Source organism: Streptomyces sp. NBC_00388, from assembly GCF_036061255.1.
GTDB lineage: Bacteria > Actinomycetota > Actinomycetes > Streptomycetales > Streptomycetaceae > Streptomyces.
Map to the genome: position 1 here is coordinate 4,332,461 of NZ_CP107948.1, position 15,320 is coordinate 4,347,780.

Below are 15,320 nucleotides of genomic sequence, written 5' to 3' on the forward strand. Positions count from 1 at the left end.
GGCTGGCCCCATGTCAGCGATCCGTCTGCTCGTCCTCGGAGCGATCCGCCAGCACGGGCGGGCACACGGCTACCAGGTCCGCAACGACCTGGAGTACTGGGGGGCCCATGAGTGGTCCAACGCCAAGCCGGGGTCGATCTACCACGCACTGAAGCAGCTCGCGAAGCAAGGCATGCTGCTGGCGCACGAGACAGCCCCGAGCACGGCGGGCGGGCCTCCGCGCACCGAGTACGAGATGACGCCGGCCGGCCGGGACGAGTACCTCGGACTGCTCCGCGAGGCGCTGGTCACCCATGACCAGAAGGTGGACGTGATGGCGGCGGCGCTCGGCTGCATCGTCGACCTGGAGCGCACCGAGGCGGTGGAGCTCCTCAGGGAACGGGTGGCGGCGATGGAAGCCTGGCGGGCCTCCGTGACCGCGCACTACATCCCCGGGGGCGGCCCGCAACAGCTGGGCCACATCGGGGAGATCATGGACTTCTGGGTGCACACGGCGGACGGCGGGGCCGCGTGGACGCGCGGTCTCATCGAGCGGATCGAGGGCGGCGCGTACGTCTTCGCGGGCGAGGGCGAACCGTTCGCCGGTGTCCTCGCCGATGGCGAGGAGAACCCGTACGCGAGCGGCCGGCCGCACCCGGGGGACAGTGCCTGACGGGTGCGGACCGCCGCGGTGCCCGGGTCAGTGGTGGAAGGCCGTGGCCTCGGCCTTGCTCCGCTCCAGCGGCCCGGACTGGCGCCGCAGGTCGGGCAGCAGCGTTTCCAGGTCGCCCATCAGCAGATCGGCCAGGTCCTCGGAGAAGCCGTTGCGGCAGACCACCCGCAGCACCGAGAGGTCCTGCCGGTTCTCGGGGAAGGTGTACGCGGGCACCAGCCACCCCCGCTCACGGAGCCGCCGTGACACGTCGAACACGTCGAAGCTCGTGGTGCCGGGCGCGGTCGTGAAGGCGAACACCGGCAGCTCGTTGCCCCGGGTCAGCAGGCGGAAGTCGCCCATCGCCCCGATCCGGTCGGCCAGTCCCCGCGCCACGTCGCGCGTCGTCTGCTGGACGGCGCGGTAGCCCTCGCGGCCGAGCCGCAGGAACGTGTAGTACTGCGCCACCACCTGGGCGCCGGGCCGGGAGAAGTTGAGGGCGAAGGTCGGCATGTCGCCGCCCAGGTAGTTGACCCGGAAGACGAGCTCGTCGGGCAGTTCGGCGGAGGAGCGCCACAGCGCCCAGCCGACGCCCGGGTAGACCAGCCCGTACTTGTGGCCCGAGGTGTTGATGGACGAGACCCTCGGCAGCCGGAAGTCCCAGACCAGCTCCTCGTCGAGGAAGGGGGCGACCATCGCCCCCGACGCCCCGTCGACGTGGACGGGGATGTCCAGGCCGGTGCGCTCCTGGAGGGCGTCCAGGGCCGCGCAGAGCTCGGCCACCGGCTCGTACGACCCGTCGAAGGTGGAGCCGAGCACGGCGACCACCCCGATGGTGTTCTCGTCGCAGAGGTCGGCGGCGGCCTGCGGGTCCAGGTGGTACCGGTCGCCCTCCATGGGGACCTGCCGCGCCTCGACCTCCCAGAAGTTGCAGAACTTCTCCCAGCAGACCTGGACGTTGACGCCCATGACGAGGTTCGGCCGCGCGGTGGCCGGATAGCGGTCCGCGTTCCGCTTGGCCCAGCGCCGCTTGAACGCCATCCCCGCGAGCATGCACGCCTCGCTGGAACCGGTGGTGGAGCACCCCACGGTGGCGGCCGGGTCCGGTGCGTTCCACAGGTCGGCGAGCATGGCGACGCAGCGCCGCTCCAGCTCGGCGGTGCGCGGGTACTCGTCCTTGTCGATCATGTTCTTGTCGCGGCACTCCGCGAGGAGGACCCCGGCCTGCGGCTCCATCCACGTCGTGACGAACGTGGCGAGATTGAGCCGGGAGTTTCCGTCCAGCATCAGCTCGTCATGGACCAGCTGGTACGCGCTCATCGGCGGGAGCGGGCTCTCGGGGAGCCGGTGCTTGGGCGGCGCCGTGTCCATGCCGCCGACCGGGTTGGCCTCGCCGAAGAAGGGGTTGACGGCGACGGTGGGCTGTTCGGCGGAGTGCCCGGACCCGCTCGCGCCTCGGTGCAGTGCCATGGTTCGCGTCCGCCTTCCTCTGGCCGTCCGGCGGCCTGCCGGCCTGCCGCGCGGCCCTGTCCCCCGCAGGGCCCCTGTCGCGACCATACGGACAAATCGACCAGAGGGCCCGCCGAACCGCGGACTGCGGGGGCGGTACGGGACGGGGTGCCCGGGCCCGTACCGCCCCCCCCGCCCTCACACCTTGGCGATCACGACCGCCGTGCCGTACGCGCAGACCTCGGTGCCGATGTCGGCCGCCTCGGTGACGTCGAACCGCATCGCGAGCACACCGTTGGCGCCCCGGGCGCGGGCCTGCTCGATCAGCCGCTCCATCGCCTGGTTCCGGGTCTCCACCAGGGTCTTCGTCAGCCCCTTGAGCTCGCCGCCGATCATCGACTTCAGCCCGGCGCCGATCTGGCTCCCGAGATGGCGGGAGCGGACCGTGAGGCCGAACACCTCGCCGATCACCTGCTGAACCGTGTAACCGGGGACGTCGTTCGTCGTGACGACCAGAACGTCGGCCTGGGGCGACTGGCCGCCGCCATAATCCTCGATGCTCATCCGGCACCACCTCCTGGTGGTCACCTTGCCCGAAAATTCGTATATCGCACCCGGAGGGGGACAGTGGAACCAGGAACCCCCCGCAGGCGTTGATAACTTTGGCCAGCCATTACCTGCATGGCATCCATGCCGACTGACCCCAGGAGCCCGGAACCCGTGACAACTCTCGCGCTCGGACCGAGCTGGATGGACCCGGACTATCTGATCAGCACGTTCGGCGTGGCCGGCCTGCTGGTGATCGTCTTTGCCGAGTCCGGGCTGCTGATCGGCTTCTTCCTGCCGGGCGACTCCCTGCTGTTCACCAGCGGTCTGCTGGTCACCACCGGCAAGCTCGGCACCCCGCTCTGGCTGCTCTGCGTGCTGGTGGCCGTGGCCGCCATCGCGGGCGATCAGGTCGGCTATCTGTTCGGCCGCAAGGTCGGGCCCTCGCTCTTCCGGCGCCCCGACTCCAAGCTCTTCAAACAGGAGAACGTCGAGAAGGCGCACGACTTCTTCGAGAAGTACGGCCCGAAGTCGCTGGTGCTGGCCCGCTTCGTGCCCATCGTGCGGACGTTCACGCCGATCATCGCCGGCGTGAGCCGGATGAACTACCGCTCGTTCGTGATCTTCAACGTCATCGGCGGCACGCTCTGGGGCGTGGGCGTCACGCTGCTCGGTGCCGGGCTCGGCAAGATCGCGTTCGTCAACGCCCACATCGAACTGATCCTCGTCGGCATCGTGCTGGTGTCGGTGGTGCCGATCGCGATCGAGTACCTGCGCTCCCGCGGCAAGGCGGCCCGGGAGGACGCGGCGGGCGACGCGCCGGAGGGCCGCACCCCGGGGACCCAGCGCCGCCGGCACGCCAAGCGGTAGGCCGGGAGGGCGTACGGGACGGCCGTCCGGCGCCGGCGGCGGTGGGGCCGGACGGCCCGAATCCGTGGAAGCCCGCCCCGGTCCGCCGGGAGCGGCGCGGCAGCGTCAGAAGCCGCGCGTGCGCTTCGCCGCGCGGCGCTGGCCGCCGACCACGCCCGGTGCCCGCATGAAGAGCCGGGAGATCTCCCCACCGAGGTTCACCCCGACCGCGATGGCCAGTGCCAGGGCGGCCGCCTTGGTGAGCGAGGCCAGCCCCTTGTTCAGGTCGCTGTGCGCGATGTAGAGCATGCCGAAGTACGTCGCGGAACCGGGCAGCAGCGGCCCGATCGCCGCGGTGACATAGGGCAGGGCCGAGGCGTACCGGTAGCGCGAGAACAGCTGCCCGAACAGTCCCACGAGACCGGCCGCGATGGCCGTGGACGGCACAGGCGAGATGCCTCCCGCGTAGTGCAGGGCCCCGTAGACGATCCAGGCCACACCGCCGTTCAGCGTGACCATCAGCACCGTGGACCTGTCCTGCTGGAGCAGGATCGCGAAGGCGAAGGTCAGCAGCATCGCCGCGAGGATCTGCACGACCGGCCGGTTGACGCCCGTCAGCGCCGCCTCCGCGTCGAGCTGGTCGGCGCCCAGCTGGAGCCCCAGCGAGATCACGATCAGCACGCCGATGACGATCGAGATGAAGAAGTAGACCACTTCGAGCAGGCGCGCCGACGCGGTGATGTAGTAACCGGTCAGACCGTCCTGGACACCCGCGACCAGCGCACGCCCCGGCAGCAGGGCGAAGAGCCCACCGGTGATCACCGCTGAGGCACGCAGATCGGGCACGTCCGCGAGGGTGAGGGCCACCCCCACCGCGGCCGGCGGCATCGCCGCCACCGAGAACTGGTAGAACTCCGGCAGCCCGCGCCCGGCGAGCACCCAGGCCAGCCGGTCGCCCATCATCGCGCCCACCATCGCCGCCACGAAGACCAGCGCGCCACCGCCGACGAGCACGGAGGCCGCACCGGCCAGCAGCCCGTTGGCCGTCGTCAGCGCCCACCCCGGATAGGGGTGGCGGTTACGGCGGATTCCGGCGAGTCCGCGGTACGCCTCCTCGAGCGAGACGTCCACGTCCTCGGACGTGATGTCGTCGATGAGGTGGTAGACGGCCGCCAGACGGGTGTAGTCGGTGCCGCGGCGGCGTACGGTGCGGCTCGCGGTCACCGGGTCGTCCACCAGGGAGGGCTGGTGGGAGATGGACAACAGCGTGAAGGTGACGGTCGGCTCGCAGCGTTCGAGCCCGTACGCCTGGGTGACGGCGAACATCGCCGCCTCCACGTCCTCGGCGCCCTCGCCGCCCGCGAGCAGCAGCTCGCCGATACGCAGCGTCAGGTCGAGCACGCGCGGTACCGCGGGACCCGAGTCGTCGTCGTGCTTCTGCGCGGCCTCCAGCGTCGGCCGCTCGTGGACCGGCATCCGCAGCATGGTGCGCATCCGGTCCTGCCAGGGCGCCTCCTTGGCCAGCCTGACCATGGGGAAGCCATGGGCCGGGGTGAAGGCGGGCGGCGAACTCTGGGCGCTGTACGTCTCCGGGGGAGTGAAGGCGGAACCTTCGGGCTCGGCGGGCGTCTCCGCGGCGAGCCCGGCCGGTACGGCGAATTCCGATGTGGTGGAGGAGTCCTCGGGGGGCGGGGCCCCGGTGCCCGTCGGGGGTACGAACGCGCTCCGTACCTCGTCGGACTGCGGCTTGCGGTCTTCGGGACCGTCCGTCTCAGCCACCACTCGCTCAGCTCCCACCTCTCCCGTACCTGATCAGCGCCTGCCCAGTATGCGCACGGATACGGCCTGTCCCGCCTCCGGACGCACTGCGGGCGGTGCGTCCGGGAAGGACACACCGCCCGCAGGAGCAGTCTCGGCACGGGCGGGCCGGAGTGGCCCGCCCCCGCGTCAGCGGTCGCTCAGTGAGCGTCGCCCTGCGCCTGGAGGCGCTTGTACGAGTTCTCGACCTCGGCCTCGGCGTCGGCGCGGCCGACCCAGTCGGCGCCCTCGACGGACTTGCCGGGCTCCAGGTCCTTGTAGACCTCGAAGAAGTGCTGGATCTCCAGGCGGTCGAACTCCGACACGTGGTGGATGTCGCGCAGGTGCTCCACCCGGGGGTCGGAGGCCGGGACGCAGAGCAGCTTGTCGTCGCCGCCCGCCTCGTCGGTCATCCGGAACATGCCGATCGTGCGGCACTTGATGACACAGCCGGGGAAGGTCGGCTCGTCCAGCAGGACGAGGGCGTCCAGCGGGTCGCCGTCCTCGCCGAGGGTGTTCTCGACGAATCCGTAGTCCGCGGGGTAACTGGTCGAGGTGAAGAGGCGACGGTCCAGACGGATCCGGCCGGTCTCGTGGTCCACCTCGTACTTGTTCCGCGAACCCTTCGGAATCTCGATGGTGACGTCGAACTCCACGGGTGGCTCCTCCATGATCAACACGAACTTCGGGTGGTGCTGCGTCCTGCCGGACCGGCCGGATGCCGCGAACACGGCAAACGCAGTGGTTAAGTGTCCCCCACGACGATGTGTGATCGCGAAAGGGGCTGCTCCGAGGTGCCGGTGCCGAAGGTGACGACATGGCAACTCTCGGCGGGCTCCGCCGTGATCGGTCTCGCGCTCGCGGCCGGGCTGATCGCGGCGTCCGGACCCTGGGACTCAGGTCAGCGTAAGGCCGAGCGGGACTGGGCCGCCGCCAGGGTGCGGACAGGTGGCGCAGATCACGGGCGGCCCGCGCACGCCGCCGGCCCGGCACCCGCGCCCAGCGCGCCCGGCGTGCTGGCCGCGCTCGGCGGCGGGGCCGCACCGACCGGCAAAGGGCTCGGCCAGGCGCTCGGTCACCTGATGGACGCCCCCGCGCTCGGCCGGACCACCGGCGGGGTGGTGATCGACGCGGCCACCGGCCGGACGCTGTACGGGTCGGACGCCGACCGGCCCATGACACCCGCCTCCACGGTGAAGCTCGCGACGATGGCCGCCGGGCTCTCCGCACTCGGCCCAGGCCACCGCATCGCCACCACCGTCACCGCGAGCGCCGACGGCAAGCGGCTGACGCTCAGGGGCGGCGGCGACCCGACCCTGGACCGCGCACGCCTGCGGGCGCTCGCCGACGCGACGGTCAAGGTGCTGCGCGACAGGGGGGTGGGCTCCGTCCGTATCTCCTACGACACCTCGCTCTACTCCGGGCCCCTGCTGCACCCCATCGGCCCCAACGACAACCTCGCCCCCGTGAGCGCCCTCATGACGGACGAGGGGCGGCTGCCGGGCGGCTCCGGTGAGGAGAGCGACCCGAAGGGTTCCGCGGACCAGGGCGAGGAGGGGGACCACGGACCGGCTCCGCGCACCGGTGACCCGGCGGGGGACACGGCCCGTGCGTTCGCCTCGATGCTGGCGGACCGGTCCGTCCACACCAAGGGCGCTCCGGCGCCCGGCAGGTCGCCCAAGGGCGCGAAACCGGTGGCCAGGACGTACTCCGCGCCACTGGCGGCGCTGGTCGAGCGGGCACTCACCAACAGCGACAACGACATCGCGGAGGCCGTCGCCCGGCAGACCGCGCTCGCCGCGCACGAACCGGCGAGCTTCGCAGGAGCGGGGCGGGCGGTCCAGGCCCGGCTGAAGAAGCTCGGCCTGCCGCTCGGCGGGGCCCACTTCGCCGACGGCAGCGGGCTGAACAGGCAGGACAAGGTCTCGCCCACGCTTCTCGCCACGCTCCTCACCCGGGCGGGCGACCCGGCCCACCCCGAACTGCGCGCGATCCTCACCGGCCTTCCGGTCGCCGGATTCACCGGCACTCTCGACGGGCGCTACACGGATCCGTCGGGCGCGGGCGGCCTGATCCACGCCAAGACCGGCACCCTGACCGGTGTGAACACCCTGGCCGGGACCGTGGTGGACGCCCGGGGCAGGCTGCTGGCCTTCGCGTTCATGGCCTCGGACACCGCCTCCCCGGACGGGGCCCAGTCGGCGCTCGACCGCCTGGGCAACGCCGTGGCGGCCTGCGGCTGCGCCGGATAGGTCCGGCCGCCCCGGCCGTACGGCGCCGCCCGTGAACGGCCCCTGGCCCCACGGGCAGCCGGTGCAACACCTCACCGTCCGCCGAGCCGAGAACGTACGGTTGACGCATGACGCGCATCGGTGGTGCCGAGATGGTCGACTGGAACCTCGCCATGGCGACTGCGACCCGCTTCGCGAAGCAGGGTCCGGACGTCAGCAGGGAAGAGGCGCGAGCGGTGGTGGCGGAGCTGCGCAGGCACGCCAAGTCCGCCGAGGAACACGTCCGCGCCTTCACCCGGATGATCCCCGAAGGCACGGAGCTGGAGGACACGCCTGTCCTCGTGGTGGACCGCGCGGGGTGGGTCAAGGCCAACGTCGCGGGATTCCGCGAGATCCTCAAACCCCTGCTGGAGAAGATGCAGGACCGGCGCGGCAGTTCGCCGGGCGGGGCCGTGCTCGGCGCCGTGGGCGGCAAGGTCACCGGCGTCGAGCTGGGCATGCTGCTGTCGTTCCTCTCCTCGCGGGTGCTCGGGCAGTACGAGACGTTCGCCCCCGCGGGCCGCGACCTGCCGTCGGGGGCCGGCCGCGGCGGTGGCCGGCTGCTCCTGGTCGCACCGAACATCGTCCATGTGGAGCGCGAGCTGGAGGTCGACCCGCACGACTTCCGGCTCTGGGTCTGCCTGCACGAGGAGACCCACCGCACGCAGTTCACCGGTGTGCCGTGGCTGCGCGACCACCTGGAGGGCGAAATCCAGTCGTTCCTCGCGGAGACCGAGATCGACCCGATGACCGTCCTGGAGCGGCTGCGCGAGGCCGCCCAGTCCTTCGCCGGCGGCCGCGGCGCCGAATCCGATGACGGGGACGGAGGCGGCGGGGACAACGGCAGCTCCCTCGTCGAGCTGGTCCAGACCCCCGCCCAGCGGGACATCCTGGGCCGGCTCACCGCGGTGATGTCGCTGCTCGAAGGGCACGCGGACTTCGTGATGGACGGCGTGGGCCCGCAGGTCGTGCCGTCGGTCGGCGACATCCGTGAGAAGTTCCAGAAGCGCAGGGCACAGGGCGCGGGCCGGCTCGACCAGGCGCTGCGCAAGCTCCTCGGCCTGGACGCCAAGCTCCGGCAGTACCGCGACGGCGAGCGATTCGTGCGGACCGTGGTCGAAGAAGTGGGCATGGACGGTTTCAACCGCGTCTGGACCTCGCCGAACACGCTGCCCACCAAGGCGGAGATCGCCGAACCCGCGGACTGGATCACGCGGGTGCACGGTAAGGGCGATGCCGCGCTCTGACCCGTCCCATGGCAGAAGTACGCCGTCGTAATCACCCATCCGAGGGACCGTCGGCGAGGAGTTGGCGTGCGATGCTCGGGTATCGGCCTGGTTCTGTCACCATCTATGCACTCTGTGTGACGTAGCAGTCCTCCCCCGAGGCACCCCCCAACTCCACCGAAGGGCACCGGATATGGGTCCCCATCCTGCGGTCGCAGCGATACGCCTGGCGGTCCGCCGCGTACTCCACGACGTACTAACCGAACAGACAGCCACCGAAGGAAACCCGGCCACCTCCGAAGGGCCCGGCCGCCCTGCGGCGGCCCCGCAGGCCCCGGGTGCACACCCCGGAGGCGCCCCGTGCGAGCCGCACCGGCCCCTGGTGCTGGTCGCGTGCTCCGGTGGCGCCGACTCCATGGCGCTCGCATCGGCCCTGGCCTTCGAGGCCCGCAAGCTGGCCGTCCGCGCAGGCGGCGTCACCATCGACCACGGACTGCAGGACGGCTCGGACGCCCGCGCCGCCGAAGTCGTCTCCAGGCTCCAGGCGCTCGGGCTCGACCCCGTGGACTCCGTCGCGGTGACGGTCGGCAGGACCGGCGGGCCCGAGGCCGCGGCCAGGGACGCCCGGTACGCCGCGCTCGACGCCGTTGCCGAGCGCCGCGGCGCCGCCGCCGTGCTCCTCGGCCACACCCGGGACGACCAGGCGGAGACCGTCCTCCTCGGTCTCGCCCGCGGCTCCGGCATCCGGTCCCTGTCCGGCATGGCGGCCGTCTCGGGGGCGGCCGGCCGGTACCGCAGGCCCTTCCTCCAGCTCGACCGCCAGACGGCCCGCAAGGCCTGTCTCGTCCAGCACCTGCCCGTCTGGGACGACCCGCACAACACGGACCCCTCGTACACCCGCTCCCGGCTGCGCCACGAAGGGCTGCCGGCCCTGGAGAAGTCGCTCGGCAAAGGGGTCGTCGAGGCCCTGGCCCGGACCGCCCGTCTCTCCCGCGACGACGCCGACGCACTGGACGCCTGGGCGGTGACCGCGGAGGAGGCTGCCAGGGACGAGGCCGGGCAGCTGGAGTGCGCCAAGCTCTACGCCCTGCCGCCCGCCGTCCGTACCCGGGTGCTGCGGCGCTCGGCCATCGCGGCCGGCTCGCCGGCCGGTTCTCTCTTCGCCCGCCACATCGAGGAGATCGACCGGCTGATCACCGGCTGGCGCGGGCAGGGCGCCATCAACCTCCCCGGCCGCGTCGAGGCCCAACGGCAGGGTGGCAGACTGGTTATCCGGCAAGGCTGACGCAGAGCTGCGCCGCAAGCCGAAGCACAAGCAACTGAAAGTGGCCCGGGTGAACGAGAAAGACATGGGCACCGACCTCGCGTCGGTGCTCATCACCAAGGAAGAGATCGACGCCAAGCTCGCGGAGCTGGCCGCGAAGATCGATGCGGAGTACGCGGGCAAGGATCTGCTGCTCGTCGGTGTTCTCAAGGGCGCCGTGATGGTGATGGCCGACCTGGCCCGTGCACTGTCCTCGTCGGTCACGATGGACTGGATGGCGGTGTCGTCGTACGGCGCGGGCACCCAGTCGTCGGGCGTCGTCCGGATCCTCAAGGACCTGGACACCGACATCAAGGGCAAGCACGTCCTGATCGTCGAGGACATCATCGACTCGGGTCTGACTCTCTCCTGGCTGCTGTCGAACCTCGGATCCCGCGAGCCCGCCTCGCTGGAGGTCTGCACGCTGCTCCGTAAGCCGGATGCGGCAAAGGTCTCCCTCGATGTGAAGTGGGCCGGGTTCGATATTCCGAATGAGTTTGTCGTCGGTTACGGACTGGATTACGCCGAGAAGTACCGCAATCTCCCCTTTGTCGGCACACTGGCTCCGCACGTGTACGGCGGCTGACACCCCGTCCGGCCCTGCCGGGCGACCCGGCATTCAGCCGTGAGCCGAACGGGAACCCTCACCTATTTCCCGCCGTTGGAGCAGGGGAAGACAGGTTCATCGGCACTCCCGTGAGGTCGCGGGCGGCAATGCTGGGGTACCGTCCGAAGAACACTCTTTACTCACAGCAGCATTTACCTACGGGCAGGAGGGACGGGGCGTAGTTCCGCCCCGTATGGATGGACGTGAAGCGATACTTCCGTGGGCCGGTCATGTGGATCGTGCTGGCCGTCCTCGCCGTGGTCGTGTTGATGCAGGTCGTCGGCTCGTCGGGCGGCTACAAGTCAGTGGACACCTCCAAGGTCGTCCAGGCGATCGACAAGAACCAGGTCGAGCAGGCCAAGGTCACGACGGGTGACGAGAACGTCATCAAGGTCGAGCTGAAGCACGGCCAGAAGCTGGACGGCGAGTCGGGCGGCAAGTTCCAGGCGAACTACATCGGCGACGCACAGGGCACCGCCCTCGCCGCCAAGCTGCAGAGCAAGGTCGACAGTGGCGATATCGCGAAGGGCTACACGGTCTCGCCGTCGAAGCAGAACCCCTTCGTCGGGATCCTGCTCTCGCTGCTGCCCTTCGTACTCATCGTCGTGGTCTTCCTGTTTCTGATGAATCAGATGCAGGGCGGCGGCTCCAAGGTCATGCAGTTCGGCAAGTCAAAGGCCAAACTGATCACCAAGGACACCCCCAAGACGACCTTCTCCGATGTGGCGGGGTCCGACGAGGCTGTCGAAGAGCTCCATGAGATCAAGGAGTTCCTGCAGGAGCCGGCGAAGTTCCAGGCCGTCGGCGCCAAGATTCCCAAGGGCGTCCTGCTGTACGGGCCGCCCGGAACGGGCAAGACGCTTCTCGCACGCGCTGTCGCGGGCGAGGCGGGCGTTCCGTTCTACTCGATCTCGGGTTCCGACTTCGTCGAGATGTTCGTCGGTGTCGGTGCCTCCCGAGTGCGCGACCTCTTCGAGCAGGCCAAGGCGAACGCCCCGGCGATCGTCTTCGTCGACGAGATCGACGCTGTCGGCCGGCACCGCGGTGCGGGTCTCGGCGGTGGCCACGACGAGCGCGAGCAGACGCTCAACCAGCTGCTCGTGGAGATGGACGGCTTCGACGTGAAGGGCGGGGTCATCCTGATCGCCGCCACGAACCGGCCGGACATCCTCGACCCGGCGCTGCTGCGTCCCGGCCGTTTCGACCGGCAGATCGCGGTCGACCGTCCGGACATGCAGGGCCGTCTGGAGATCCTCAAGGTTCACCAGAAGGGCAAGCCGGTCGCCACGGACGTCGATCTGGGCGCCGTCGCCCGTCGTACGCCCGGCTTCACCGGCGCCGACCTGGCCAACGTGCTGAACGAAGCGGCGCTCCTCACGGCGCGCGGCAACCGGAAGCTCGTGGACAACGAGGCGCTGGACGAGGCGATCGACCGTGTCGTGGCGGGCCCGCAGAAGCGGACCCGGATCATGTCCGACAAGGAGAAGAAGATCACCGCGTACCACGAGGGCGGACACGCCCTGGTCGCGGCAGCTTCTCCCAACTCGGACCCGGTCCACAAGATCACGATCCTCTCCAGAGGCCGTGCCCTCGGTTACACGATGGTCCTGCCTGACGAGGACAAGTACTCGACCACACGCAACGAGATGCTCGACCAGCTGGCGTACATGCTGGGCGGGCGTGCGGCCGAGGAGCTCGTTTTCCACGACCCGACCACGGGCGCGGCGAACGACATCGAGAAGGCGACGGCCACCGCTCGCGCGATGGTCACGCAGTACGGCATGACCGAGCGCCTGGGCGCGATCAAGTTCGGTGGGGACAACACCGAGCCGTTCGTCGGCCGGGAGATGGGTCATCAGCGCGACTACTCGGAAGAGGTCGCGGCGCTGGTCGACGAAGAGGTCAAGAAGCTCATCGAGACCGCGCACAACGAGGCCTGGGAGATCCTCGTCGAGAACCGCGACGTTCTCGACAACCTGGTCCTCCAGCTCCTTGAGAAGGAGACGCTGAACAAGGAGCAGATCGCCGAGGTCTTCTCCGGCATTGTGAAGCGTCCGGCCCGCCCTGCGTGGACCGGTTCCAACCGGCGTACGCCTTCGACGCGCCCGCCGGTGCTCTCTCCGAGGGAGCTGGCACTCACCAATGGCGCCGTGCCCGCGGTCACCGCGGGTACCAACGGCACCACCCCTCCGGAGGGCGGCGGCATCGAGTCCGTCCCCGAGGACCGGCCGGAGAGCTGATCGGCGGCCCTTCCGTACGGGCAGCCCGGAATGCATGCCGCGTCCCCCAGGTTCTAGCCTGGGGGGCGCGGCATTTTCTTTCAGGAGCGAGGAACAGATGACCGACCCGATAACGCTGGACGGCGCGAGCCAGATCCGCGAGTTCGACGAGAAGCGGGCCGAGAATGCCGTACGGGAGCTGCTCATCGCCGTCGGGGAGGACCCGGACCGCGAGGGGCTGCTGGAGACGCCGGCCCGGGTGGCGCGCGCGTACCGGGAGATATTCGCCGGTCTGCGGCAGCGGCCCGAGGACGTCCTGACGACGACGTTCGACCTCGGCCACGACGAGATGGTCCTGGTCAAGGACATCGAAGTACAGAGCCACTGCGAGCACCATCTGGTGCCGTTCACCGGGGTCGCGCACGTGGGCTACATCCCGTCGTCCGACGGGAAGATCACCGGCCTGTCGAAACTCGCCCGGCTCGTCGACGTCTTCGCCCGGCGCCCGCAGGTGCAGGAGCGGCTGACCACACAGGTGGCGGAGTCGCTGATGAAGATACTGGAGCCGCGCGGGGTGATCGTGGTCATTGAGTGCGAACACATGTGCATGACCATGCGCGGCGTCCGGAAGCCGGGAGCGAAGACGATCACCTCGGCGGTCCGCGGTCAGCTGCGCGACCCGGCGACCCGGGCCGAGGCGATGAGCCTGATCATGGCCCGCTGAGCCGCACGCGCCCGCCGCGCCGTGCGCCGCGTGGCGATCCCGGGCGGCGTGCCGGAGGCGGCCGGCCGCTCACGGGGCCGGATTCCCCTCCCGGCGGTCAGGCGGCCGTGGTGCGGCCGTCGTGGTCCTCGTCGTCCGGGAGCTTGCAGACCCGTTCGAGGAAGAACGCGGCGGCGACCACCGCGACCCCCGCCACCAGCGAGGATGCCGCGTAGATCGCCTGGTCCCTGCGGGCCGGGTCGTCGAGGTGGCCGAGCAGGTAGACACCCGTGCCGCCGTACATCCCGCAGACCAGCGACGCCACCAGGGCACTGGCCTGGGCGAAGACCACCGCGCGGGCCGCCATCAGCGGGTCCACGCCCTTCGCGCCGGGGCGGCGCTCCCGCTGGGCCCGCAGCCGGGCGCGGAGCGAGAGCGCCGTGGCGAGCAGGACCACCGCGATCGCGGCCAGCACGATGGGCGCGGCGAGCGGCACGCTCGGCAGGGTGCCCACCGCGTTCCAGAGCCGGGCGCCCGCCCAGGAGAGCACTCCGGCGACGACGAACAGGCCGGCCAGTACACCGAGCCGTAGTTGCTTCACGTGACTCTGCTCTTCCTTGTCCGCCTTGCCCGCAGGCCCGTCCCTCGGTCGCGCCCGGATGCTCCCGGCGCGATCCCCCAGAGGCTAACGGCTACTCGGGCAGGCAGAGTTCCAGATCGGCGCGGGGCAGCACGCCTTCGCTGCCGACCGCGGCCAGCAGCTCGGCGACCGGTCCCCGGCCCGGCACCTCGGCAGCCGGGTCCACGTCGTGCCACGGCACCAGGACGAAGGCCCGCTGGTGTGCGCGGGGGTGCGGGAGCGTCAGCACCGGGTCGTCGGAGACCACGTCCGCGTACGAGAGGATGTCCACGTCGATGGTGCGCGGGCCCCAGCGCTCGTCGCGCACCCGGTCGAAGGCCTCCTCGATGGCCTGGCCGCGCTCCAGGAGCGAGTCCGGGGGCAGTGTCGTCCTCACGACGACCACCGCGTTGAAGTACGAGGGCTGCGAGCCGGGGTCGACGCCCCAGGGCTCCGTCTCGTAGACCGGGGAGACGGCCTTGACCCGCAGGCCCGGGGTGTCCTCCAGCGCGTCGATGGCGCCCTGGAGGGTCTCCAGGCGGTTCCCCAGGTTGGCGCCGAGGGAGATCACGGCGCGTTTGGGATTGGACAGCGTCACATCGGCCGCGTCGACCTGGGCGACCACGGATGCCGGTACCGGCTGTACGGTCGGGTCGCTCTGCGCCCCGCTGGGAAACACGGTCATACTCGGCTCCGGATGATGGTGATGGTCACGTCGTCGAAGGGGACGGTGATCGGGGCATCCGGCTTGTGCACGACCACCTCGACCTCCTCGACGCCTTCGTGCTTGAGGCACTGCTGGGCGATCCGCTCGGCGAGGGTCTCGATCAGGTCGACCGGTTCGCCCCGGACGACGTCGACGACCTCCTCCGCCACCACGCCGTAGTGCACGGTCTTCGTCAGGTCGTCGTCGGCCGCCGCGGGGCGGGTGTCGAGGCCGAGCACCAGATCCACGATGAAGGTCTGGCCCTCCGCGCGTTCCTTCGGGAAGACGCCATGGTTCCCACGGGCCTTGAGGCCGCGCAGCGCGACACGATCCACGCGAATCACTCCTGCTGTTCGTCGGTATGCGGGCCGGAGCCGAATGCGGTCGGCGCAGCC

The 15,320-nt window shown here is 70.5% G+C and carries 15 protein-coding genes; 8 read left to right on the plus strand and 7 right to left on the minus strand.

What is annotated here, in order from left to right; genetic code table 11:
* The first annotated feature begins 10 nt into the window (after window positions 1-10).
* Window positions 11-652, plus strand: a complete 642-nt coding sequence (locus OG917_RS19420) for a PadR family transcriptional regulator (RefSeq protein WP_328318880.1) — start codon at window positions 11-13, stop codon at window positions 650-652.
* Between the two features lie 27 nt (window positions 653-679).
* Here OG917_RS19420 and OG917_RS19425 read toward each other — a convergent pair whose 3' ends face one another.
* On the minus strand, window positions 680-2,101 hold the full coding sequence (locus tag OG917_RS19425) for a glutamate decarboxylase (protein ID WP_328318881.1): 1,422 nt from the start codon (window positions 2,099-2,101) through the stop codon (window positions 680-682).
* A gap of 177 nt (window positions 2,102-2,278) precedes the next feature.
* The gene (locus OG917_RS19430) at window positions 2,279-2,644 is read right to left on the minus strand and encodes a YbjQ family protein (protein ID WP_328318882.1); all 366 of its coding nucleotides are present in this window, start codon (window positions 2,642-2,644) and stop codon (window positions 2,279-2,281) included.
* 156 nt (window positions 2,645-2,800) lie between these two features.
* Between OG917_RS19430 and OG917_RS19435 the strand changes: the two genes are divergently transcribed.
* Window positions 2,801-3,496, plus strand: a complete 696-nt coding sequence (locus OG917_RS19435; protein ID WP_328318883.1) for a DedA family protein — start codon at window positions 2,801-2,803, stop codon at window positions 3,494-3,496.
* Between the two features lie 105 nt (window positions 3,497-3,601).
* Here the strand turns inward: OG917_RS19435 and OG917_RS19440 are convergent, their stop codons facing one another.
* On the minus strand, window positions 3,602-5,257 hold the full coding sequence (locus OG917_RS19440; protein WP_328318884.1) for a threonine/serine ThrE exporter family protein: 1,656 nt from the start codon (window positions 5,255-5,257) through the stop codon (window positions 3,602-3,604).
* A 176-nt stretch (window positions 5,258-5,433) separates the two neighbouring features.
* Entirely contained in the window at window positions 5,434-5,928 is a 495-nt protein-coding gene (locus OG917_RS19445) for an inorganic diphosphatase (RefSeq protein ID WP_328318885.1), read from the minus strand.
* Between the two features lie 108 nt (window positions 5,929-6,036).
* Between OG917_RS19445 and dacB the strand changes: the two genes are divergently transcribed.
* The 6 genes from dacB to folE all read left to right on the plus strand — a co-directional run bounded on the left by dacB (window position 6,037) and on the right by folE (window position 13,621).
* The gene (gene dacB / locus OG917_RS19450) at window positions 6,037-7,524 is read left to right on the plus strand and encodes a D-alanyl-D-alanine carboxypeptidase/D-alanyl-D-alanine endopeptidase (RefSeq protein WP_328318886.1); all 1,488 of its coding nucleotides are present in this window, start codon (window positions 6,037-6,039) and stop codon (window positions 7,522-7,524) included.
* A 107-nt stretch (window positions 7,525-7,631) separates the two neighbouring features.
* Window positions 7,632-8,789 carry a zinc-dependent metalloprotease gene (locus OG917_RS19455; protein WP_328318887.1) on the plus strand — a complete coding sequence of 386 codons (1,158 nt, stop codon included), beginning with the start codon at window positions 7,632-7,634 and terminating at the stop codon, window positions 8,787-8,789.
* Window positions 8,790-8,961: 172 nt separating this feature from the next.
* Complete coding sequence (gene tilS, locus OG917_RS19460) at window positions 8,962-10,053, plus strand: tRNA lysidine(34) synthetase TilS (RefSeq protein ID WP_328318888.1); 1,092 nt, start codon at window positions 8,962-8,964, stop codon at window positions 10,051-10,053.
* A 64-nt stretch (window positions 10,054-10,117) separates the two neighbouring features.
* Complete coding sequence (gene hpt / locus OG917_RS19465) at window positions 10,118-10,657, plus strand: hypoxanthine phosphoribosyltransferase (protein WP_328322017.1); 540 nt, start codon at window positions 10,118-10,120, stop codon at window positions 10,655-10,657.
* Window positions 10,658-10,875: 218 nt separating this feature from the next.
* Complete coding sequence (ftsH, locus tag OG917_RS19470; RefSeq protein ID WP_328318889.1) at window positions 10,876-12,918, plus strand: ATP-dependent zinc metalloprotease FtsH; 2,043 nt, start codon at window positions 10,876-10,878, stop codon at window positions 12,916-12,918.
* A gap of 97 nt (window positions 12,919-13,015) precedes the next feature.
* Window positions 13,016-13,621 (plus strand): GTP cyclohydrolase I FolE, encoded by a 606-nt coding sequence (gene folE, locus OG917_RS19475; RefSeq protein WP_328318890.1) that lies wholly within the window; start codon window positions 13,016-13,018, stop codon window positions 13,619-13,621.
* Window positions 13,622-13,718: 97 nt separating this feature from the next.
* On the opposite strand, the gene OG917_RS19480 is transcribed toward folE, so the two are convergent.
* The 3 genes from OG917_RS19480 to folB form a co-directional block, all read right to left on the minus strand.
* Window positions 13,719-14,201 carry a DUF3180 domain-containing protein gene (locus OG917_RS19480; RefSeq protein WP_328318891.1) on the minus strand — a complete coding sequence of 161 codons (483 nt, stop codon included), beginning with the start codon at window positions 14,199-14,201 and terminating at the stop codon, window positions 13,719-13,721.
* A gap of 91 nt (window positions 14,202-14,292) precedes the next feature.
* Window positions 14,293-14,904, minus strand: coding sequence for a 2-amino-4-hydroxy-6-hydroxymethyldihydropteridine diphosphokinase (folK, locus tag OG917_RS19485; protein WP_328318892.1), 612 nt, complete (start codon window positions 14,902-14,904; stop codon window positions 14,293-14,295).
* Entirely contained in the window at window positions 14,901-15,260 is a 360-nt protein-coding gene (gene folB / locus OG917_RS19490; protein WP_328318893.1) for a dihydroneopterin aldolase, read from the minus strand. Before folB ends, folK begins: the two co-directional genes overlap by 4 nt.
* Window positions 15,261-15,320: the final 60 nt, after the last annotated feature.

Coding starts and splice junctions, on each gene's coding strand:
- OG917_RS19420 (WP_328318880.1), top strand. CDS start 11: ATGTCAGCGATCCGTCTGCTCGTCCTCGGAGCGATCCGCCAGCACGGG.
- OG917_RS19425 (WP_328318881.1), bottom strand. CDS start 2,101: ATGGCACTGCACCGAGGCGCGAGCGGGTCCGGGCACTCCGCCGAACAG.
- OG917_RS19430 (WP_328318882.1), bottom strand. CDS start 2,644: ATGAGCATCGAGGATTATGGCGGCGGCCAGTCGCCCCAGGCCGACGTT.
- dacB (WP_328318886.1), top strand. CDS start 6,037: ATGTGTGATCGCGAAAGGGGCTGCTCCGAGGTGCCGGTGCCGAAGGTG.
- OG917_RS19455 (WP_328318887.1), top strand. CDS start 7,632: ATGACGCGCATCGGTGGTGCCGAGATGGTCGACTGGAACCTCGCCATG.
- tilS (WP_328318888.1), top strand. CDS start 8,962: ATGGGTCCCCATCCTGCGGTCGCAGCGATACGCCTGGCGGTCCGCCGC.
- hpt (WP_328322017.1), top strand. CDS start 10,118: ATGGGCACCGACCTCGCGTCGGTGCTCATCACCAAGGAAGAGATCGAC.
- ftsH (WP_328318889.1), top strand. CDS start 10,876: ATGGACGTGAAGCGATACTTCCGTGGGCCGGTCATGTGGATCGTGCTG.
- folE (WP_328318890.1), top strand. CDS start 13,016: ATGACCGACCCGATAACGCTGGACGGCGCGAGCCAGATCCGCGAGTTC.
- folK (WP_328318892.1), bottom strand. CDS start 14,904: ATGACCGTGTTTCCCAGCGGGGCGCAGAGCGACCCGACCGTACAGCCG.